General features: G+C 62.6%; 18 protein-coding genes and 1 pseudogene. 7 read left to right on the top strand and 12 right to left on the bottom strand.

The window, feature by feature from the left end; genetic code table 11:
* Nucleotides 1-42: 42 nt before the first annotated feature.
* The 4 genes and pseudogenes from CH275_RS12460 to CH275_RS12450 all read left to right on the top strand — a co-directional run bounded on the left by CH275_RS12460 (nt 43) and on the right by CH275_RS12450 (nt 3,829).
* Nucleotides 43-1,344 (top strand): MFS transporter, encoded by a 1,302-nt coding sequence (locus CH275_RS12460; protein WP_094678438.1) that lies wholly within the window; start codon nt 43-45, stop codon nt 1,342-1,344.
* Between the two features lie 379 nt (nt 1,345-1,723).
* A pseudogene (locus tag CH275_RS30385) lies at nt 1,724-1,855 on the top strand (DUF2510 domain-containing protein); the annotation flags it as partial.
* Nucleotides 1,856-1,888: 33 nt separating this feature from the next.
* Nucleotides 1,889-2,815: a hypothetical protein gene (locus CH275_RS12455; RefSeq protein WP_256990992.1), complete on the top strand. Its 927-nt coding sequence runs from the start codon at nt 1,889-1,891 to the stop codon at nt 2,813-2,815.
* A 108-nt stretch (nt 2,816-2,923) separates the two neighbouring features.
* Nucleotides 2,924-3,829 carry a DUF4393 domain-containing protein gene (locus CH275_RS12450; RefSeq protein WP_094678434.1) on the top strand — a complete coding sequence of 302 codons (906 nt, stop codon included), beginning with the start codon at nt 2,924-2,926 and terminating at the stop codon, nt 3,827-3,829.
* 213 nt (nt 3,830-4,042) lie between these two features.
* Here CH275_RS12450 and CH275_RS12440 read toward each other — a convergent pair whose 3' ends face one another.
* The 3 genes from CH275_RS12440 to CH275_RS12430 all read right to left on the bottom strand — a co-directional run bounded on the left by CH275_RS12440 (nt 4,043) and on the right by CH275_RS12430 (nt 7,065).
* Nucleotides 4,043-4,798: a DUF4839 domain-containing protein gene (locus CH275_RS12440; RefSeq protein ID WP_143546767.1), complete on the bottom strand. Its 756-nt coding sequence runs from the start codon at nt 4,796-4,798 to the stop codon at nt 4,043-4,045.
* 186 nt (nt 4,799-4,984) lie between these two features.
* Nucleotides 4,985-5,530 carry a hypothetical protein gene (locus tag CH275_RS12435; protein WP_143546766.1) on the bottom strand — a complete coding sequence of 182 codons (546 nt, stop codon included), beginning with the start codon at nt 5,528-5,530 and terminating at the stop codon, nt 4,985-4,987.
* A gap of 362 nt (nt 5,531-5,892) precedes the next feature.
* A complete protein-coding gene (locus CH275_RS12430; protein ID WP_143546765.1) occupies nt 5,893-7,065 on the bottom strand; it encodes a hypothetical protein in 1,173 nt (390 codons plus the stop codon).
* Nucleotides 7,066-7,562: 497 nt separating this feature from the next.
* Between CH275_RS12430 and CH275_RS12425 the strand changes: the two genes are divergently transcribed.
* Nucleotides 7,563-8,072 carry a DUF2690 domain-containing protein gene (locus tag CH275_RS12425; RefSeq protein WP_094678426.1) on the top strand — a complete coding sequence of 170 codons (510 nt, stop codon included), beginning with the start codon at nt 7,563-7,565 and terminating at the stop codon, nt 8,070-8,072.
* Between the two features lie 442 nt (nt 8,073-8,514).
* Here the strand turns inward: CH275_RS12425 and CH275_RS29485 are convergent, their stop codons facing one another.
* The 5 genes from CH275_RS29485 to pdhA form a co-directional block, all read right to left on the bottom strand.
* Nucleotides 8,515-8,703, bottom strand: coding sequence for a hypothetical protein (locus CH275_RS29485; RefSeq protein ID WP_179276115.1), 189 nt, complete (start codon nt 8,701-8,703; stop codon nt 8,515-8,517).
* A gap of 87 nt (nt 8,704-8,790) precedes the next feature.
* Nucleotides 8,791-10,158: a dihydrolipoyl dehydrogenase gene (lpdA, locus tag CH275_RS12415; protein WP_094678424.1), complete on the bottom strand. Its 1,368-nt coding sequence runs from the start codon at nt 10,156-10,158 to the stop codon at nt 8,791-8,793.
* Nucleotides 10,155-11,453 (bottom strand): dihydrolipoamide acetyltransferase family protein, encoded by a 1,299-nt coding sequence (locus tag CH275_RS12410; protein ID WP_094678422.1) that lies wholly within the window; start codon nt 11,451-11,453, stop codon nt 10,155-10,157. Before CH275_RS12410 ends, lpdA begins: the two co-directional genes overlap by 4 nt.
* Nucleotides 11,450-12,454, bottom strand: coding sequence for an alpha-ketoacid dehydrogenase subunit beta (locus CH275_RS12405; protein ID WP_094678420.1), 1,005 nt, complete (start codon nt 12,452-12,454; stop codon nt 11,450-11,452). The genes CH275_RS12410 and CH275_RS12405 overlap by 4 nt, the downstream gene beginning before the upstream one ends.
* A complete protein-coding gene (pdhA, locus tag CH275_RS12400) occupies nt 12,451-13,566 on the bottom strand; it encodes a pyruvate dehydrogenase (acetyl-transferring) E1 component subunit alpha (protein WP_094678418.1) in 1,116 nt (371 codons plus the stop codon). Before pdhA ends, CH275_RS12405 begins: the two co-directional genes overlap by 4 nt.
* 158 nt (nt 13,567-13,724) lie before the next feature.
* Here pdhA and CH275_RS12395 point away from each other — a divergent pair, with 158 nt between their 5' ends.
* Entirely contained in the window at nt 13,725-14,210 is a 486-nt protein-coding gene (locus CH275_RS12395; protein WP_094678416.1) for an Lrp/AsnC family transcriptional regulator, read from the top strand.
* 28 nt (nt 14,211-14,238) lie between these two features.
* On the opposite strand, the gene hppD is transcribed toward CH275_RS12395, so the two are convergent.
* On the bottom strand, nt 14,239-15,444 hold the full coding sequence (gene hppD / locus CH275_RS12390) for a 4-hydroxyphenylpyruvate dioxygenase (protein WP_094678748.1): 1,206 nt from the start codon (nt 15,442-15,444) through the stop codon (nt 14,239-14,241).
* Between the two features lie 207 nt (nt 15,445-15,651).
* Between hppD and CH275_RS12385 the strand changes: the two genes are divergently transcribed.
* Nucleotides 15,652-16,164, top strand: a complete 513-nt coding sequence (locus CH275_RS12385) for an Lrp/AsnC family transcriptional regulator (protein WP_032379902.1) — start codon at nt 15,652-15,654, stop codon at nt 16,162-16,164.
* A gap of 40 nt (nt 16,165-16,204) precedes the next feature.
* On the opposite strand, the gene CH275_RS12380 is transcribed toward CH275_RS12385, so the two are convergent.
* The 3 genes from CH275_RS12380 to CH275_RS12370 form a co-directional block, all read right to left on the bottom strand.
* Nucleotides 16,205-17,584 carry an SLC13 family permease gene (locus tag CH275_RS12380; RefSeq protein WP_094678414.1) on the bottom strand — a complete coding sequence of 460 codons (1,380 nt, stop codon included), beginning with the start codon at nt 17,582-17,584 and terminating at the stop codon, nt 16,205-16,207.
* Between the two features lie 72 nt (nt 17,585-17,656).
* On the bottom strand, nt 17,657-18,532 hold the full coding sequence (locus tag CH275_RS12375; protein ID WP_094678412.1) for a hydroxymethylglutaryl-CoA lyase: 876 nt from the start codon (nt 18,530-18,532) through the stop codon (nt 17,657-17,659).
* Nucleotide 18,533: 1 nt separating this feature from the next.
* Nucleotides 18,534-19,757, bottom strand: a complete 1,224-nt coding sequence (locus CH275_RS12370; protein ID WP_256990991.1) for a CaiB/BaiF CoA transferase family protein — start codon at nt 19,755-19,757, stop codon at nt 18,534-18,536.
* Nucleotides 19,758-19,897: the final 140 nt, after the last annotated feature.

Here is a 19,897-nt window from a genome sequence, read left to right as displayed (position 1 = left end):
AGCGCCGGAGCGCCGGAGCCCGAACGAAACGAGAGCAAGTCGATGTCAACACAGGTCGAGACGCCCGCCGGGGTGTCGCGTGAGCATCGCCGCGCCGCGATGGCCAGCATGGTCGGAACCACCGTCGAGTGGTACGACTTCTTCATCTACGCGCAGGCTGCGTCGCTCATCTTTGCTCAGCTGTTCTTCGCGCCCATGGGCTCGTCCGGACAGCTGGTCGCCTACGTGACCATCGGTATCAGCTTCGTCTTCCGTCCTCTCGGGGCCATCGTCGCCGGCTACTTCGGTGACAAGATCGGTCGCAAGAAGGTCCTCATCGCGACCCTCACCCTGATGGGTGCTGCCACGGTCGGTATGGGACTGCTGCCGACCTACGCGACCATCGGCATCTGGGCTCCGATCATCCTGATTCTGCTGCGCATCCTGCAAGGATTCTCCACCGGCGGCGAGTGGGGCGGCGCGGCACTGATGGCCGTCGAACACGCCCCGAAGGGCAAGCGCGGAATTTACGGCGCAGCAACCCAGATGGGTGTCCCACTCGGCATGCTCATCGCGGTGGGAACTCTGGCGCTGTGCACCGGCCTGCTTAGTGAGGAGCAGTTCGAGGCCTGGGGCTGGCGCATCCCGTTCCTCATCAGCTTCGTGCTGATCCTCGTCGGCTTCTACATCCGCCGCCGTGTCGAGGAGACTCCGGTGTTCAAGGAGCTCGCAGAACGCAAGGAGCGCAACCACACTCCCGTTCGCGCACTGTGGCGTACCAACAAGAAGCAGGTCATGCTGGCTGCGCTGTCGTTCATCGGCACCAACGGCAACGGCTACATCATCGTCGGTGGATTCATCGTGGCGTACTCGACGCGTGAACACGGACTTGCTCGCGTGGACGTGTTGGTGGCCAGCCTGTTCGCGGCCATCGTGTGGGGAATCTTCACCCTCCTCGGCGCGTATCTGTCCGATCGCTACGCCCGAACCACGATCATGAACCTCGGCAACGCGGCAATGGTGTTGTGCGCCATCCCGTTCTTCCTGCTCGTCGACACCGGCGAATTGCACTGGATCTACGTGGCCCTCGGTCTCTTCGCCGTCGGACTCGGGCTGTCGTACGGTCCGCAGCCGGCTCTGTACGCCGAGATGTTCCCCGCAGCAGTCAGATTCAGCGGCGCATCCATCGGCTACGCCATCGGCACGGTGCTCGGTGGAGCTTTCGTTCCCACGATCTCCGAGGCACTGTTCAAGGGAACAGGCACCTCGATGTCGATCTCGATCTACCTGATGATCCTGGCCGCAATCTCGTTCATCGCGACCTCTCGCATCAAGAACCGTCGAGACGAGGATCTGAACGTCTGAGTTATCTGTGACGAAAGCCCCGAAACCATAGTGGTTTCGGGGCTTTCGTCGTATGTGTGCAAGACCGATCGCGACGGGTTCGGTGTGTTGGACGACATCGAACACGGCATAGACGGCTAACAACCGACCGAGAAGTTGATCGAGCCTGTCTATCAGTTAACGGGGGACGGGGACAACCTGGTCATGCGGTGAAACCGAGACGCTTGAGCGGGGCTCGCACCACAGGCGCGCGGACGGCGGTTGTCCCGTTTGTGGATTTCGGGCCCGATTTGTGGGTGCCTGATATCAAGCGGAGCGGCCTGGAAACTCTCGGACATCCACACATGAGGACCACGTCCGATCCACAGTTGGAGGCAACCGCGACGGCGACCGAAGGGCCATGGACGGAACCGTCTGGTATGCATTGCCGATGACAACTCCGCCCCCACCTGGCTGGCACCGAGACCCGGAGGGCAACGACTACCTACGGTGGTGGGACGGACAGCGATGGACTTCGGCGACGTCCCAACCTTCTCGACCTACCTCGCCGGCCACGGCAGGTGCCGTGACACACAACGCTGCCGAGGAAGTCTCTTCGCCGAGCCCGGACGCAGCATCGAACAGCGCGGAGAACGGGACCGTGGTCACCGAGGACCGAGCGGCACTGCGGCAGCCCTGGCACCGCAACAGAACAGCACTCATCGCTGTCCTCTCGGCGGCCGCTGTTGTCGCGGTTGTCGTCGGCACCAAGGACGATGGCCGATCGGAGGCTGTCTCGCCTTCACCGACACCCACAGTGGCGGCCGGCTCCCCCGAGCAGATCGACGCAGCGGAAGCTGCGTGCGTGGACGCTCTCGGGGTTCGCTTCAGTACCGCGATTCAACCGGTGGGGATCGCTGGCTACGCGACGACAGTCGACGGTGACACCTACCGAACCGTAGGCACCTCCGACCTGTTCTATGGATCCAGCGGTGCACCCGAGCGCTACTCCATCGTGTGCACCGGGACCAGATCCGACGGAAGGATCACCTCCGAGGTGACGACCGCAAGCCAGATCGAATCGCCCTATGCGACAACGACGTCGTCACCCCCGCCAACGTCCTCCGCGGCACCGACAAACCCACCCGCCGCACAACGTCCCCTACCTAGTTCGTGCAACACCCCTTCCCCCTTCGTCATCGCATCGATCGATGCCGCATTCCTCGAAGCAGACCAACATCTCGAAGACGCGTTCCTGGTCTACGGCCAACGCGATGTGGCATACATCGGAGCCAACATCATGGACAGTGCCGGGACACGACTGTCGAGTTCGGACGTGTGGGCGCAACGAGACGGGGTCATCTACTCCCTGTCGGGTGACGCGCGCCGGCGAACATCGTTCCCGGATGGCAGACGAGCTCTCGACATCAGTGCAGGAGATGAGTTCGGCGTAGCAGTCTCCGACTGCGTCCAAATCAGCGTCATCAACCGCAACGCAAACGGAGGAAACTAGTACCCGCACGATGTGCCTACTGCCGAAGGCACGGTCGGATCGGACAACAGTCGAAAGTCGCTAGCATCGAACCAACATCCCAGTCTTGGGTCCAGTCAGGAGATACGCATGGTCGATCCAGTAAGCGCAGCTGCGGCCGGCGCGGCGGTATCGAAGTCTGTCGCCAAAGCAACAGAGGAGGACTCGAAAGAGAAAGACCTGTTGCTCAAGGCTGCCCAAGAGTCTGGCTATCTCGACCCCGCAGCACGTTCGCTCGCAAAACGTATGGCGGTCAAGCAACAAATCAGATTGAAGATCTGGCAGCCTCTCGGACGGCTAGTGGGCATCCAGAAGGACTACTTCAACGATCACTTCAATGACGAGATGGCAGCAAGAATGGCCGACGTACCGGAGGACCAGGTAGTCACTCCGAGAACGTCGATTGCAGGACCGACCATCCAGGGCATCTCTTACACGGTGGAGGAGCCAGAGCTCAAAGAGATGTACTTGAACCTGCTGGCGACCGCGTCGGATGCACGAGTACGAGACACTGCCCATCCGTCATTCGCCGAGGTGATTCGACAACTGAATACTGAGGAGGCAAAAGCTCTCGCGGACATACTCACTGTCCCTCTTCACGCGATCATTGAGGTGCACCTTAATTCGGCGCGTGCGGAGGACCCGACCGCGCAGGGGTTCAGCGATGTGGCGACGCACGTACTGGATTGGAGGGAAGAGGGACGTCAAGTGCACGTCCCAGTCAACGCGATGTATGTCGACAACTGGATTCGACTGGGCCTGGTAAACGTCAGTTACATCACCACTCTGACCGACCCGGCACTGTACGCATGGGCCGAGACGACACCGATTGTGGTCGACTCACGCAAGCAATACGAGACAGAGGGCTTTACTCGTATTGACTATCAGAAAGGCGTTCTCCAAGTGACTAACTTTGGGCAGAAGTTTCACGAGGTGGTGATCGCATCGGGTACACGCGAGCCTGCTCCCGCAGCGCAGGAAGCTGATATCGAGTAGCTCCGACGGCGCTCTCTTTCCCTCAGGCTCCACATCATGCAAACGCGTCGAGATCCAACGCGATTTAGACGCCGTCGTTCTCGACGACGATCTTCGGGTGCGCAGCGCCTGTCGCAGCGAGGTACTGCCGCTGGCTGTCTTTAGCTGCTGACCATGCTGGACGCCAGCTCGGCGCTGTGACGGCCAAGCCATACCGGCGACATCGCACTGAAGCTAGCGAACGGATGTAGCAACCGGCTCAAGGAGAAACAGGCACGATCGCTCCTCGTAGCGGTCGACCTTCGCCGTGATGCTCAGGTTGGTCCCGACGACGATCGTGTCTGGTACCGAGCCGCCCCAGCGCATATCGTCGGTGGTGTTCACATCCCGGAATTGGAAAGCGGGTCCGGGCGCGGACGTTTCGCTGAAGTCGCCCGCGCCGAGCAGGATGAGATACCTAGTGCTTGCACCCTCGTAGGGTGCGATGTCGCCGACGCTGCCCGGGAACGAAATCGTCTGACCACGATGAGCCGCCGCGAACGCCGCGATGTCCGGGGAGCAGTAGTCAGTCAATGCGAGCACAGTCGCGAGCTCCGGACTGTTCTCAGGCGTAAGAACAACGTCATTGGGCTCCGGCTGTGGTGCCTGAGCCGCGACTGTCGCTTCGATGGACGGTTGCTCGCTCGGTGCAGCTTTCTCACTCGACGGAGGACTGGCAGTTTCCGCTGAATCAGTGTCCCTTTCGCCAATAATCCCGATGGCGAAGATGACCGCGAGCGCAAGCGCGAACACTCCGCCACCGACAATCCAGAGGACCCGGCGAGACCTGGGTGCCGGGCGTCGGAACATGATTTCCGTCTGGATTCTGCCGGGTGTCTGAGAGACAACCTCCCAGCCTCCGCTTTCCATCTTCTCGATCGTTCGAGACTCGAGGCCGCGGACCGCGCGGACCGTCTTGCTCTCGTATGTGTTTTCGGTGTCCGTTGGCATGTCCACAAAGCTCCCAGATTCGCGCCGGAAGGTGACCCGGACCCGCAGGGATCTTACCGGCCGACAATGCCTGCGCGGCCCGAGGTGGGCGCTGGCTCGTGGATGGAGGGGAGCGAAGCGCGCCGCCGGGCACGCGGTCCCGATGCGCCGGCACGGAACCCAGTACGAGGGTGAGGGGTGCGCAGGTTACCGACGAAACCCTCGGCGAGGATCGCGTGGGTCTTCGCCGACCCTTGCGGTAAACCACGTGCGGCAGGGGAAGACCTGTAGCCCTCGGATGGCGGTGGCGGGGTGGTAGAAGGCTTCGGCGTCACGGTCGTCCGTCAGACCGTCCGACACGGCATCCCAATCGCCGTCTCGCGGGTGAGAAGCCAAAGCTGCGACGTCGTCGCCGTACTCGGCATCGGACATCGCAGCCGAGGCGTGCAAGATGACGATCATGAGCGCCAGTTGCTCTGCCATCGTGCGAGGACGGGGAAGCTGGCCGGCGTCGAGGTCTTCGGCCAGGTCGTCATACGATCGGGCCATCTGACGCCGCCACAGGGCGGACTCGCTGTACGTGCATTCCGGCAACCGATCGAACAGATTCCACCACTCGGTCGGGTCGACGGGATCGTCTCCGCGTTCCTCGATGTCGTCGTACGCACTGTCGGCGCACACCCACGCGTGTATCCGCATCAGCTCCCGCCGCCGATCGGTCAGGGGAGAACCGCGGCACGAACTCGATGACATCGCCCATGCTCGCCATGCTGCCGGTCCACGGCGGTCTCATGCACGACTTCCACCCCTCTAGAGACGCAGCAGCAGGTAGTGCGACTACACCCGCGACGTGTCTGTTCCATACGCTAAATTGGCTGGAGTGTTCGACCGTCGATGAGGTCACGGTCGAGCGTCCTGTGGTCAGAACCCATCGACCGCTTTTCAGCAGCGTCCGTCCCGGTGGCCGTGTCCTGGCCGACGCGCTCACACCGACGAAGGCCCTCATGTCCGCACTCCCTCGATTCTCTGCCCGTTCCCCACGTCGGTCGCGCACAGGGGACCGCGTATTCGCGGCCTGCGTAGCCGCTCCTGCCGTACCAATCCGTTTACCTGGGTTAGAACTGGCCGAACGACACAGTGTGATTTTCTGCGCAACCATTTTTTGTATGCGCCGCAGCGTCACCGGTCGGCCTTGAAAGAAACGTAACGATTGGCTGCAATGTCCGTATAAGCTTCGCGATCTGTTTACGGTCCAACGTCTCGCCGATAAGTAGAGCTACCACAAGCGCCTCGATCTCGCTGAGTGCTTTGTCGAAAGAGCCTACCGGTCGGCGGTTTTCGTGCGAATCCGGTTCAACTCCACCGGCCTGTAGCTCATCAAGCAACGCTTTCGCCTGCAACCTGAGCTTGCCGGCGGACCCTCTTCGTGTCGTGTTGTTACAGATGTCCAACAAGATCGTTGCAGCACCAGTACGCAACTGATCTTGCTGCGTACCTGAGTTCCCCTCCTTCAGGACAGCACTCAGGTCCAACGCATTCGGATGCTCAGCAAGGTGAAGAAGGTATTTGGCAAGCCCCAGCATCCCAACAACACCGTATCGCCAAGCCTGAAGCAAATCTGTGGGCTGAGGCGCAACAGCGTCGAGTTCTGTTGCGTGCCTTGTCACTTTGAACAAACTCTCCAACTCACGCCGAGTGGTCGAACGTGTAGCGCGCTGAAACATGTGCATCAGTAATTCACGCGCGGCGTTCAGATCCGACCCGGCTGGATCGTTCGGGTAAGCGAGGCGGTAGCACTCGACCCTTGTGGCCACCGTCGCGAGGGAATCGTCTGGAATGGTTTGGCCCTGTGAACGCAAGTCACGCAGGGCCGCGACCGCATCGTTCAACGCAGCCAGCTCGTTCGACCGACTACCTGTGATGAGCGCGTCTGCGCGTCGGGAATGAAAGGTTGCCATCGCAGCGGCAACCCTCATCTGCATGGCTGATGCGAACTCCGCTTCCTGGTTCTTGAACCCTCTTACACGCACCAAATTAGGTAAATCCTGGGATGGATGGGTTCTCGACAGATAGCGCGAGGCCGTTGCTGCGAGCCGGGCTGCCTCCATAGCGATCGGCATGAACGTGACGGGCATCTCGCGGCCCTCGCATAGCAACAAACACTCCTCGGCGTACAGAAGCGCATTACTAGCCCCGTCCGAGGTGTTCAAGTAGGCCTCGGACAAAGCGCATGCAGCCTCCGCTCGACGTAACGGATCCATCGCGGCGGCCGCCGTGTAGATGGCCAACCGACCCTTGAGATCCGACGGAGGCGTGTTCTGAAGTCGGAGACGCCAACCACGTCGGGGATCTGCATTGTGAAGTTGACGCTCGACATGCGAGCGCGCCCGGACTTGCACAGCTTCCGGGACTACCTGGCCCTTTGTTTTCAACCGGGTTGCTACCTCCGCGAAAATTGCCTCGGTGCTACCGAACGCGGCTGAGACCGTCGAGGGCGATCGGTTCGCAGCTGCCGCGAACGCTCGGAGGCTGAGACTGGACAGGCCCCTACCCTCTCTGAGGGTTGCGAAAATCAAGGCTTCTGCCGCTTCTGCGATCGCATCGACCGACTGCCGCCGCTTTCGGGCACCCGCTTCCTGTCTACCGTCCAATGGTTGGCCCCTTTCCGAACTTCGACTGAGGTTACCTGAACAGGTATCTCAAACAGTTCAATTTACTCGCACATTGTTCGACTCAGATCTAACGTTGAAGGGGATCGAACTTCCAGGACTGCGAAAGGGACGTCATGACGCGTACTGCGAGAGCTTGGACGGGAGCAGCCCTAGCTGCGCTAGCAATTTCGACAAGTCTGGCGCTGCCGACTATGGCCAACGCCGCCCCCGTGACCTGTTACGGGGACTACTGCTCGGGCGCAGACCCCACGGAGTCGGGATGTGCTGCGGACGCCTACACGACGGTATTCGAAGAGACCGAGGTTGGACGACTGGATGTTCGCTGGTCACCTACGTGCAAGACGAACTGGGTGCGATGGGTCAAATACGACCGTGGGATCATGATGTCGATGATTCCGCTGGAGATGGCTGCGGTTCAGGATACTGGCTACACACAGTCGTTCAGCTTCGGAGTCAACGGTGACTCCGACCGTGACCATCCCGACTACAACACGTGGGTAACCCCCATGATTTACTCGCCGGTTCATAAAGTGCAGGGTCAGATGACCTTCCAGTGCACGGGCGTTGGCGACTGTCTCATCTACGGAGCCCTGGAAGGACCAATGAAGACCGCCTGGTCATAGGCCCTCGTCGGTCATCGAAGCTTTACTGAAACGCCCTTCCATATTGCGATTACGGAAGGGCGTTTCAGTGCGCCGCGACCTACGAAGACGACGGTTTTGCAGCTGTCACCGCACGCGCCCTAGACGATATCGACGACATCGAAGGTTGAGGACGTGCCGTCATGCACCCCCGATGCGTCGTCATCTCCATGAGAAACACAAGGCGCTTCGACGCTTAAAGCCCGCACTCCGTGACCAATGACAGCGCCAGACAGCCACCATGGGTTATGGGGGCGTTCGACCGTCGATGAGGGTCACGGTCGAGCGCCCATCCAGCAACAGCGCTGCACCACAACATTTCTCGGGTGTCGGTGTCATCGAGCTGTGGGCTGGCCGACCCTCCCAGTGAAGGCCCTCCATGTCGATTCCTCACTCGCTCCCGCCGAGCCATCTTTTAGTCCCGTCACTTGTCGACGGTGGTGACCGTCGATGACCAACGGCACTGTCTCGACCCATCGAGCTGCAGCGCCGCTCGATGGTCGCTGGTGCCACCTACGAACGCGGTTGCCGCGCCACCCTGACGGCCGCACGCCGCCGTAGCCTGGCCGACCGGACGCACGTCCGCCGCGAGCAGATCCGCACTCGGTCGCATTCGTACGAGCCGCGCGGTGACGGTCGCGCGAGGAACTTGGTCTACAAGAACGAACGGGAACGGTGGTGCGACCCACTCGAAAATCTTTCAGCTGTGCGCGTGCAACGGCCGTCCCGACAACGCCATCATGGCCTCACCGAGTGCCTCGCCCTGCGTGGGGTGGGCATGCACGAAACTGCCGACCTCCGACGGTAAGGCCTCCCACGCAACCGCGAGTTGTGCCTCGCCGATCAGCTCGCCTACCCGGTCACCGACGAGGTGGACGCCGACTACCGGGCCGTCGTCGCGGGCTCGGATGACTTTGACTCCACCGGCAGTGGACAGGATGCGGCTCTTGCCATTGCCGCCGAGGTCGTAGACCACCGAGGTCACGGTGCCGTACTTCTGCTCCGCGGCCTTCTTGGTGAGACCGACCGACGCCACCTCGGGATGTGAATAGGTCACGCGCGGAACGAGATCGCCGTCGATACGTGCCGGCGCGAGTCCGGCAAAGTGCTCGGCCACGAACATGCCGTGCTGGAATCCGCGGTGAGCCAACTGATAGCCCGCCACGATGTCGCCGACGGCATAAACGCTCGCCGCGGTGGTGAGCAGATTGTTGTCGACAGTGACGAAGCCACGTTCGGTGGCGATGCCCTGCTCGGCCAGACCAAGGCCATCGGTGCGGGGGCCGCGTCCGACGGAGACGAGCACGAGATCCGCCGAGAGGGTGTCGCCGGAGGACAGCGCCACCGCGACGTCGTCGGACGACTCGGTGACTGTCTCGACCTTGGTGCCGGTACGAATGTCGATGCCGCGTTTGCGCAATGCCTTGGTCAGCTGCTTCGAAGACCATTCGTCCTCACCGGGAACGATGCGATCGAGGGCCTCGACGACGGTGACCTTGGCGCCGAAAGAGGCCCAGATGCTGGCGAATTCGATGCCGATGACTCCGCCGCCCAGTACGACGACGGACTCCGGTACTCGGTCGAGCGCCAATGCGTCGTCGCTGGTGAGAACGCGAGGTCCAAGCTCGATGCCCGGAATGGTGCGCGAATACGACCCGGTCGCGAGCACCAGCGAGGCACCGGTGATGCGTCGACCGTTCACCTCGACGGTACGAGGACCGACCACCTGTCCCCGGCCGGAGACGATCTCGATGCCTGGACGCTTCAGTAACCCTTGCAGTCCGGAGTACAGGCCGGCGACCACAGTGCGCTGATAGCCCAGTGCCGCAGGCATGTCCACGCCCGTCAACGATGCGGTGACGCCGACATGCGCCGCACTGCGCACCGCGTCGGCCACCTCGGCGGTGTGCAGCAGTGCCTTGGTGGGGATACATCCGCGGTGCAGGCAGGTGCCACCGAGCTTGTCCTCCTCGACCAATGCGACCGTCAGGCCGAGTTGCTCGGCGCGTAGGGCGCAGGAGTACCCACCTGATCCGCCACCGAGGATGAGAACGTCGACGTCACTCATCGGACGGAACCCAATGCCACGACGGGGTTCTCGACGAAATCGGCAACAGTGCGCAGGAACCCGCCGGCCACTCCGCCGTCGCACACGCGGTGATCGAACGCCAACGACAGCTGCGCAACCTTGCGGACGGCCAATTGGCCGTCGACCACCCACGGGCGGTCGATGATGCGTCCGATGCCCAAGATGGCGGCCTCGGGGTGGTTGATGATCGCGGCCGAGCCGTCGACCCCGAACACGCCGTAGTTGTTCAGCGTGAAGGTTCCACCGCTCAGTCGAGCTGCAGGGAGAGAACCGGTCCGTGCGAGTTCGGTCAACTCGGCCAGCCGCTCGGACAGTTCCTTCAGATCGGCCTTGTCGGCTTGCGGCACAACGGGAACCATCAGTCCGCGATCGGTCTGCGCGGCAATGCCGAGTCCGACATTCTCGTAACGCAGGATCTCGCCTGCAGCGGTGTCGACCGTGCTGTTGAGCTCCGGGAACTTGGCCAGCGCGATCATCGTCAGCTTGGCCAGCACCGCCAACAGCGTCACCTTGACTCCGTCGATGGAAGCGTCGAGGTCACGTCGGGCCTGCAGCAGAGCCGTCGCGTCGACGTCGACCCAGACGGTCGCTTCGGGTATCTCCGAGCGACTGCGAGAGAGTTTGTCTGCGATGGTCTTACGGATACCGGTGATCGGGATCCGCGTGACGCCCTCCGGCGAGGAAGCAACGGTCGAACCGGCCAAGGCTCGCTCGACGTCCGCGCGGGTGATCACGCCGTGGCCGCCGGCGGTACCGATAGACGTCAGATCGAGCCCACCCTGCAACGCCATGCCCCGAACGATGGGGGAGAGCACCTTCGGTGCATGTGAGCGGCTCTGTTCGCTGGTCGCTCCGCAGGCTCCGCTCCTATTCGTAGCCTGGGTCGAGTTTCCGCTCACCTGCGGCGCAGCCGCTCTCCGTTTGCGACGGTTGGTCGGACCGTGCCCCGTGCCGTAGCCGATCAGCACATTGCCCGAACCGGCGCGCTCTTCTTCGCGGTAACGCTCGTGGGCCGCAGGCGTATCGGCGACGGCACCGCCGGTGATGCTGATCAGCGGCGCGCCGACGGCCAGTGAAGTGCCCTCGGCGGCGTGCAGTTCGCCGACCACACCCTCGAAGGGACACGGCACCTCGACGGACGCTTTTGCAGTTTCGACCTCGACGACAACCTGATCGATGGTGACGGTGTCGCCGGGCTTGACCTTCCACTCCACGATCTCGGCTTCGGTCAGTCCTTCACCGAGATCGGGGAGCAGGAATACCTGCATGCTCATACCGTGACCGCCTTGCTGAGGTCGGGAGCATCGTTCCACTGCAGTCGGTCCATGGCATCGAGAACGCGGTCGGCGGACGGCAGGTGGAAGTGCTCGAGTTTCGGTGCAGGGTAGGGAATGTCGAGTCCGGTCACTCGAAGTACCGGAGCGTGCAGGTGATGGAAGCAGCGCTCGGATACCCGTGACGCGATTTCCGCCGCGACGCCGGAGAAGCCCTGTGCTTCCTGAATCACGATGCAGCGTCCGGTCTTACGTACCGAGGCCGCAACGGTCGCGTCGTCGAACGGATTGAGCGAACGCAGGTCGATCACCTCGACGCTCCGGCCGTCCTCGGCCGCGAACTCTGCGGCCTGCGTGGCCACCGACACGGTGGGGCCGTACGCGAGAAGCGTGACGTCGGTACCGGCACGGCGCACGACGGCCGTGCCGATCGGCTCGGTCTTGGTGAGCTCGATGTCGTCCTTGGAGAAGTACAGCCGCTTCGGTTCGAGGAAGATCACCGGATCGGGGTCGGCGATGGCGTCGCGCATCAGCGAGTAGGCGTCGGCGACGGTGGACGGCGAGACGACCTTGAGGCCAGGAGTGTGGGCGTAGTAGGCCTCGGACGAGTCGCAGTGGTGCTCGACGCCGCCGATACCACCGGCGAACGGAATCCGAATGACCATCGGCGCGGTGAGTGATCCACGAGTTCTGTTGCGCAGCTTGGCAACGTGGGACACGATCTGCTCGAATGCCGGGTAGGCGAAGGCGTCGAACTGCATCTCGACGACGGGCTTGTAGCCCGACATCGCCATCCCGATCGCGAATCCTACGATGCCCGACTCCGCGAGCGGGGTGTCGAAGCAGCGATCGTCACCGAAGTCTCGGGTCAGTCCGTCGGTGACGCGAAAGACACCACCGAGCGTGCCGACGTCCTCGCCGAAGACGACGACCTTGTCGTCCTCGGTCAACGCGTCGCGCAGAGCGGCGTTGAGGGCTCCGGCCATGGTCATCGTGGTCATGACAGTTCTCCTGCAGCGATTTCGGCGGCGACCTGATTGCGTTGTTCGGTCAGGCCAGGGGTGGGGGAGGAGTAGACGAAGCGGAACAGATCCTCGGGGTCGACGTCCTGCTCGACGTTCATGCCTGCGCGAAGTGCCGCAGCGTCGGCGTCGGCGGATACCGTCATCTGCCCGCGGAGCTCGTCGGTGAGAAGACCCTGGGCTTCGAGGTAGGAATCGAGGCGCGAGAGCGGATCTCGGGCCAGCCATCCCTCGACCTCGTCTGCCTTGCGGTAGCGAGTGGCGTCGTCGGCATTGGTGTGCGCATCCATGCGGTAGGTATGTGCCTCGACGACGACAGGGCCCTTGCCTGCTCTGACGTACTTCACGGCCTCGTCCATCACGGCCATCATTGCGATCGGGTCATTGCCGTCCACCTGCTCGCTGCCGATTCCGTAGCCGACGCCTTTGTGCGACAACGACGGAGCTGCAGTCTGACGCGCGAGTGGAACGCTGATGGCGAAGCCGTTGTTCTGGACCAGGAAGATGACTGGGGCACGGAACACGGCGGCGAAGTTGAGGGCCTCGTGGAAGTCGCCCTCACTGGTCGCTCCGTCTCCGCAGAACGCGAGTGCGATGGTGTCTCGGCCCTGCTTGGCCTCGGCATATGCGAAACCGGTCGCGTGCAGCAATTGTGTTGCCAGGGGCGTGCATTGAGGTGCGACCTTGTAGGCGGTCGGGTCGTACCCGCAGTGCCAGTAGCCGGCGAGCATACCGAGCAACTCCACCTGGTCGACGCCTCGCGCCGCGAGAGCCATCGAGTCTCGGTACGTGGGGAACATCCAATCCTGCTCACCCAGGCACAGGGCGGCGGCAATCTGGCAGGCTTCTTGTCCGCGCGAGGAGGGATAGACCGCGAGCCGGCCCTGCTTGGTCAATGCCGTTGCCTGCTGGTCGAATCGGCGACCGTGCACCATCGAGCGGTACATCTCCAGCAGGCGTTCGTTCGACGGGTGTGCGTAGCGGGCGGCACTGTCCACGCCCGTCCCATCGGGTGCGAGGTACTGCACGGGACGGTCGGCAGGCATGAACTGTTGGTAGGACGTTGCCGGAACCTTCTCGACGGTCGTCATGTCGCACTCTCCTGAAATCGACTTGTACGGCGATTCTGGCCGATTCGGTGAGGAAGAAGCCCGATGGTCGTAGAATTGCAGACGTATGGCTGCAAACCTCTATGCAGACACGAAATGTGTCCGATCGGCGCAACGAACTACGAGGTAGGAGCGGACGAATGGACGACGTCTCGAGACGTGTGGAATTGGACGACACGGATCGGCGCATCCTCATCGAGCTGACCGCCGACGGTCGGGTCTCGATGCGGGTGCTGGCCGATCGGTTGAATCTCTCTCGTGCACATACCTATACGCGGGTGGACCGGCTCAAGGATGCGGGCGTCATCGAACGGTTCACCGTGCAGGTGGATCACGCGGCGTCCGGGCTCGGCACCTCTGCATTCATCGCGCTGTCCATCCGTCAGGATTCGTGGCGCAGTGTGTCCGAGGGGTTGCGGTCGATGGAGTTCGTAGACCACTTCAGTTTGCTCGGTGGCGATTTCGACGTGCTGGTTCTGATCAGGACTCCCGACAACGAGAGTTTGCGGCAAGTGGTGCTGGAGGGGCTGCAATCGCTCGACGGCGTTCGGGCAACCCGCACGTGGCTGATCTTCGATGAGGACCGAGGTGGTCTAGGACGAACGGCGCCGCCCACCGAACGCTGACGGTGGGCGGCGTCGAACAGATCACGACTCAGAAGTTGCCGCGAGCGTCCTGCTCGCGCTCGATGGCCTCGAACAGTGCTTTGAAGTTGCCGATGCCGAAGCCGAGCGAGCCATGGCGTTCGATCATCTCGAAGAACACCGTCGGGCGATCGACCAGCGGCTTGGTGAAGATCTGCAGCAGATACCCGTCCTCGTCTCGGTCGACCAGAATACCGCGCTTCTGCAACTCTTCGATCGGCACTCGGACGTTACCGATCCGGGCTCGCAGTGCGGGATCCTCGTAGTACGAATCGGGAGTTGCGAGGAATTCGACGCCTGCCGCGCGGAGCGCATCGACCGAGGACAGGATGTCGTTGGTGGCGAGCGCCAGATGCTGTGCGCCTGGGCCGCGGTAGAAGTCCAGGTACTCGTCGATCTGTGAACGCTTCTTGGCGATGGCCGGTTCGTTCAGCGGAAACTTCACCCGATGGTTGCCGTTGGAGACGACCTTGCTCATCAGCGCCGAGTAATCGGTGGCGATATCTGCCCCGACGAACTCGGCCATGTTCGTGAAGCCCATGACGCGGTGATAAAAGTCGACCCACTCGTCCATCTTGCCGAGCTCGACGTTGCCGACCACGTGATCGAGAGCCTGAAAGATGCGCTTGGGAGCGCCTTCGGGACGTTGCAGAGTCGACGTCCGGGGTACGTAGCCGGGCAGATAGGTGCCGGTGTAGCGCGAGCGGTCGACCAACGTGTGTCGGGTGTCGCCGTAGGTCGCGATCGCCGCGGTGCGGACCGTGCCGTGCTCGTCGGACATGTCGGTCGGCTCTTGCAGTACTCGCGCGCCCTGGGCTCGCGCATGCTCGATGCAACGGTCCACATCCGGCACGGCCAGCGAGATGTCGACGACGCCGTCGCCGTGGCGCGTGTGGTGTGCCACCAGTTCGCTGTCGGGGTCGACGGCTCCCTTGATGACGAAACGCACTGCGCCCGACTTGAGGACGTAGGCGTGGTGGTCACGTTGGCCGGTCGTCGGGCCCGAGTACGCAACGAGCTCCATGCCGAACGCGGACTGGAAGAAATGCGCGGTCTGCGTCGCGTTGCCGACCACCCACACGATCGCGTCCCAGCCGCTGACCGGGAAGGGGTCGCGCTTGTCGTCGTACTCCACGAGGCCGACGAGCTGACGCAATTGCTCGGCATCGAGATCGGCCAGTCTTTCGTCATCGTTGAGGATGTTGTCGAGGCTCATGAAGTCTCCCTGGTTCAGGTGATGGATCGGGCGCGGCGACAAGCATTTCGGCCGCCTTCGGTTCGAGCTGCGCGAACTGTCCTGATGACTCAAACATTGCCGGTGAAAGGTGTCAATCGACCCAACTCTTACTATCGATGCTGTACAGATGGGCCAGGGGTAGACGCAGTTTGCTATACAATTCGCCTAGCAAAACGGAGGTATGCAATGGAATCCACAATGGACGAGTTGGACCGGGCAATGCTCGCTGCGCTGCATGACAATTCGAGGATCGGCGTACTCGAGCTGTCGCGAACGCTCGGTGTTGCACGCGCGACTGTGTCGGCCCGTCTGCAGCGTTTGGAGGACAGTGGCGTCATCACCGGCTATCAGCCTCGAATCGGTCTGGCAGCAGCCGGTTACGGCGTTCAGGCGTTCGTCACGTTGGAGATTGCCCAGGGCGCGCTCGGTGACGTCGTCGCCGTCCTGGAGCAGATACCCGGGGTGTTGGAAGCGTTCGCGACGACCGGAGCTGGAGATGTGCTGTGCCGGGTCGCCGCGGCGTCTCATGACGATCTGCAGCGAACTCTGATCGTGCTCAACCAGTCTCGTACGATCGCGCGGTCCACCAGTGTGGTCGTGCTCTCGGAGTTGGTCGCGTTTCGAGCGATGCCATTGCTGAACACCGCCGAGCCCGAGAGAACGCCGAAGGCCCCTGCCTATCGACGAACGCACGACTGAGCGCGTACGGGTCGAGGCAGGGGCCGCCGAGGCGTTCGGGTCAGATCATCGAGGGCGCAACCACCGTCAGCAGCCATACGGTCGGCGGAGCGATGAGAACGACCAATCCGCAGTAGCCGAGCATCTTTCGTTGGAATCGGGCCTTGTCGTCCACTCGGGCTTCGGCCAGAACCATGACCCCGTTGGTGGAGAACGGGCTCACGTCCACCACGGTAGCCGAGAAGGCAATGGCAGCAACGAATCCGATGGAACCGAGTTCGCCGGCCGCGAGCAGAGGTGCGGCAAGCGGCAGTGCGATACCGATGGTGCCGATCGACGATCCGAATGCCGAGATGATCGCCACCGCGTAGCACAGGATGAGCGCCGTCAACAGGGGTGATCCGAGGGCCGAGGCGGCGTCGCCGAGGAATCCCAATGTGCCGTTCTGGGTCATGACCGCCATGTACGTCTGAACACCGCAGACCAGAACCACTGCAGGCCAGGCGATGTTGTCGACCACCTTGGGGTGGGTCTTGGGTGCCAACAGCAGCAACACGACCGACACGCAGATCGCGCTGACGCCGATGTCGACTCCCAACGTCACGGACAACAGAACCAGCGCTGCGATACCGAGCAGTGTGAGTACCCGTACTCGGGTGAGCGGGACGTTCTCATTCGGAACCGTTGTGACCGATGAAGATTCGATGTGATCGACCTCGACCTTCACGGAAGTGCCGCCTCCACTGCCTTTGGGCAGTCCGGTATGACCCGGGCGTGGCCCCGAGGGGACGGGCAGTCCGCCTTCGTGGTCGCGCAAGTCCTGGACATCGAAGGCACGCGTGCGGTCTCGAATGAGGTCGCGGCCGAGAACCAGGAAGAGTACGAGCGCGATGAGCGTGTTGAGCACGAACGGGATGAGGAACAGGGCCAGTGGGTGTGAGCCCACGCCGGTGGAGTCCATCAGGCCGTTGACGAAGGCACCGTACAGGTTGATCGGCGAGAAGCAGCAGGCGAGAGCGCCGTGGCTGACGACCATGCCCATCAGGAAGGGATTGATGTTGTTGCGCTTGGCGAGTGGCATCGCGATCGGGGCCAGCATGCCCACGGCCAGAACGGATCCCAGAGCCATCAGTAGACCGGACAGCAGGAACATCATCCACAGGATGGCCCAGCGTCGTCCGCCCACCAGTCGGAGGGATCGATCGATGACGACGTCGATGGTTCCGTTGGCTTTGGCGATGGCGAACAGCAGCGTGATGCCGCCGACGATGATGAAGGTACTGCCGGGGAAAGCGTCGATGACATCTTCGACGGGTATGCCGGATATCGCGCCACCGACGATGAAGGCACCGGCGAAGGCGAGTAGACCCATGTTGATGGGTGTGATCGTGGCGACCGTGAAGATGGCGATCAGGGCGACGATCGAGATTGCGTAGACCATGGCTGGCCTTTCGGGCAGGGGGATGAGGTGGGCCGCGAGAGCGCGGCGGCGTACGGGCCGTAGCCCGCGACATCAGTGCGTGGGTGTGAGGAGTGGACGGCCTCGGCCGACCACCGTGCGAGCGAGAGCGGCGGCGTTGGCAAGGGCAGACGTATCGATGCCAGTGTGGATTCCGGCACGATGGAATGTGTCGACCAGTTCCTCGGTAGCGAGATTTCCGTGCGCGCCTGGGGCGAAGGGACAACCGCCGTACCCGGCGAGTGCGCTGTCGAAATATTCGACCTCGAGGTCGAATACTGCACGTACCGCCGTCTCGAGCGCCTGGTCGTGAGCATTGTGTAGATGCAGGCTGATTGTCAACTGCGGCAGGGCTGTTCGGACGGCGTCGACACCGGTCAGTACCTGATCGGTGGTGGCGATCCCCAGAGTATCCGCCAGACCGAGGCTCGATACACCGGTGTCGGCCATACGTTCACACACCTCGACGAGCCGCTCGGGCGTGATGACGCCGTCGAACGGGCACACGAAGGCGGTACTGACTCCACCGATGAACGTGCGGTCCGGGTGCAGTGCGACCGCGGAACTCAGGTCGCGCAACGCGTCGTCGGGCGAGCGGCCGGCGTTGGCGCGGCTGTGGCCCTCGCTGGCGGAGGTGACAATCTGGATCACGTCGATGTCCGTCTCGGCGGCCCGATGGACGCCACGGCTGTTCAAAGTCAATGCACTGTAACGGGTTTCGGATCGGCGCGGTGCGCGCGCTATGACGTCCTCCGCATCGGCCATCTGCGGCACTCGGGTGGCAGAGACGAACGACGCGATCTCGAGGGACGTGATGCCCGACGCAAGGGTGGCGTCGAGCACGGCGAGCTTGTCCTCGGTGGGGACGATGCACTTCTCGTCCTGCAAACCGTCGCGGAGATAGACGTCGGTGATGTGTACGCGAGGCATCTCAGATCACCTTCCTGGCGCGGAGATCGTCCAGCTGCTCCTCGGTGAGCCCGAGTGTGCGGCCGAGGACATCGTCGGTGTGCTCGCCCAGATCCGGGCCCGCCCACTTGACGGCCGTGGCGGTATCGCCGAATCGTGGAACCACACCGGGGAAGCGCACCTCCTCGGTACTGCCCTGTTCCACAGAGACTTTCAGAGGTTGCACCATTCCGCGTGAAACGAAGTGTTCGTCCTCTGCGATCTGAGCTGCATCGAACACTTCTCCGACGGGTATACCGGCGGCACCGAGTTCGTCGACGACAACAGCAGTCGGCCTTACCGACGTCCAGTCGGAGATGGCTCCGTCGAGCTCGGCCTCGCGCGCAAATCGTTTGTCGCCGTTCGCCAGCTCGGGGTCGTCGGCCAGGTCAGTTCGCCCCACCGCGGTCATGAGCCGTCCGAACACGCTACTCGAGTTTCCGGCGATCATGACGCTGCCGTCCTGAGACGGATAGATCCCGCTGGGGACCACGCCGGGAAGATTGCCCGCTGTGCGCTGGCGGACGGTGCCGTATGCGTCGAAGTCCGGGACCAGCGACTCCATGGCCATGAACACTGCCTCGTAGAGTGCGACATCGGCGACCTTGGGCCGAGAATGATCTCCGCTCCGTTCGCGAGCGAGCAGCATAACCAGGGCACCGACGGCCCCGTGGAGTCCGGCCAGGACGTCGCCGATGGGTGCTGCCGGCCGAACGGGCTCGCGATCCGCGTGACCGGTGACGTGACGCAATCCGCCGAATGCTTCTGCTACGCCGCCGAACCCGGCTCGGTCTCGATGTGGGCCGGTTTGGCCGTAACCCGAGATACGGACCATGACCACGTCGGGATTGGCTTCCTGTAGGCGGTCGGGCCCGAGGCCCCAACGCTCGAGGGTGCCGGGCCGGAAGTTCTCCACGACGACATCGGCGGTCTCGACCAACTTCAGCGCGAGATCGCGGCCTTCGTCGGTACGCAGATCGAGAGTCACCGAATGTTTGTTGCGAGCAATGGTCCTGAACATCATGGAGGTGTCTCCGCGGCTTCGACGCCAGCCGCGGAGTTCGTCGCCGACGCCGGGGCGTTCGATCTTGATGACGTCGGCACCGAAGTCGGCGAAAAGGCGACTGGCAAATGGTGCGGCGATGAAATTGCCCAGCTCGATCACACGGATTCCGTGCAAAGGGCCGTTCTCAGTGGTGATGGACACCGGTGGTCACTCCCTGCAGTTGGGTAGTAGGTCCGAGCGAAGATTGCTTGATTATCATTATTTGATAACTGAATTATCTTCTGGTAGGAATGACTATAGTGTGCTGGATCACTAATCACAACCACTGTGACCTGGATTCC

This window comes from Rhodococcus sp. 06-235-1A (genome assembly GCF_002258785.1).
Taxonomy (GTDB): domain Bacteria; phylum Actinomycetota; class Actinomycetes; order Mycobacteriales; family Mycobacteriaceae; genus Rhodococcoides.
The sequence above is the reverse complement of the archived record's forward strand: the minus strand, read 5'-3'. Positions and strand labels throughout refer to the sequence as shown.

What these genes read in the sequence shown, in the direction of transcription:
- CH275_RS12460 (WP_094678438.1), top strand. Translation starts at nt 43, where the DNA reads ATGTCAACACAGGTCGAGACGCCCGCCGGGGTGTCGCGTGAGCATCGC.
- CH275_RS12450 (WP_094678434.1), top strand. Translation starts at nt 2,924, where the DNA reads ATGGTCGATCCAGTAAGCGCAGCTGCGGCCGGCGCGGCGGTATCGAAG.
- CH275_RS12440 (WP_143546767.1), bottom strand. Translation starts at nt 4,798, where the DNA reads ATGCCAACGGACACCGAAAACACATACGAGAGCAAGACGGTCCGCGCG.
- CH275_RS12435 (WP_143546766.1), bottom strand. Translation starts at nt 5,530, where the DNA reads ATGTCATCGAGTTCGTGCCGCGGTTCTCCCCTGACCGATCGGCGGCGG.
- CH275_RS12425 (WP_094678426.1), top strand. Translation starts at nt 7,563, where the DNA reads ATGACGCGTACTGCGAGAGCTTGGACGGGAGCAGCCCTAGCTGCGCTA.
- CH275_RS29485 (WP_179276115.1), bottom strand. Translation starts at nt 8,703, where the DNA reads ATGCGACCGAGTGCGGATCTGCTCGCGGCGGACGTGCGTCCGGTCGGC.
- lpdA (WP_094678424.1), bottom strand. Translation starts at nt 10,158, where the DNA reads ATGAGTGACGTCGACGTTCTCATCCTCGGTGGCGGATCAGGTGGGTAC.
- CH275_RS12410 (WP_094678422.1), bottom strand. Translation starts at nt 11,453, where the DNA reads ATGAGCATGCAGGTATTCCTGCTCCCCGATCTCGGTGAAGGACTGACC.
- CH275_RS12405 (WP_094678420.1), bottom strand. Translation starts at nt 12,454, where the DNA reads ATGACCACGATGACCATGGCCGGAGCCCTCAACGCCGCTCTGCGCGAC.
- pdhA (WP_094678418.1), bottom strand. Translation starts at nt 13,566, where the DNA reads ATGACGACCGTCGAGAAGGTTCCGGCAACGTCCTACCAACAGTTCATG.
- CH275_RS12395 (WP_094678416.1), top strand. Translation starts at nt 13,725, where the DNA reads ATGGACGACGTCTCGAGACGTGTGGAATTGGACGACACGGATCGGCGC.
- hppD (WP_094678748.1), bottom strand. Translation starts at nt 15,444, where the DNA reads ATGAGCCTCGACAACATCCTCAACGATGACGAAAGACTGGCCGATCTC.
- CH275_RS12385 (WP_032379902.1), top strand. Translation starts at nt 15,652, where the DNA reads ATGGAATCCACAATGGACGAGTTGGACCGGGCAATGCTCGCTGCGCTG.
- CH275_RS12380 (WP_094678414.1), bottom strand. Translation starts at nt 17,584, where the DNA reads ATGGTCTACGCAATCTCGATCGTCGCCCTGATCGCCATCTTCACGGTC.
- CH275_RS12375 (WP_094678412.1), bottom strand. Translation starts at nt 18,532, where the DNA reads ATGCCTCGCGTACACATCACCGACGTCTATCTCCGCGACGGTTTGCAG.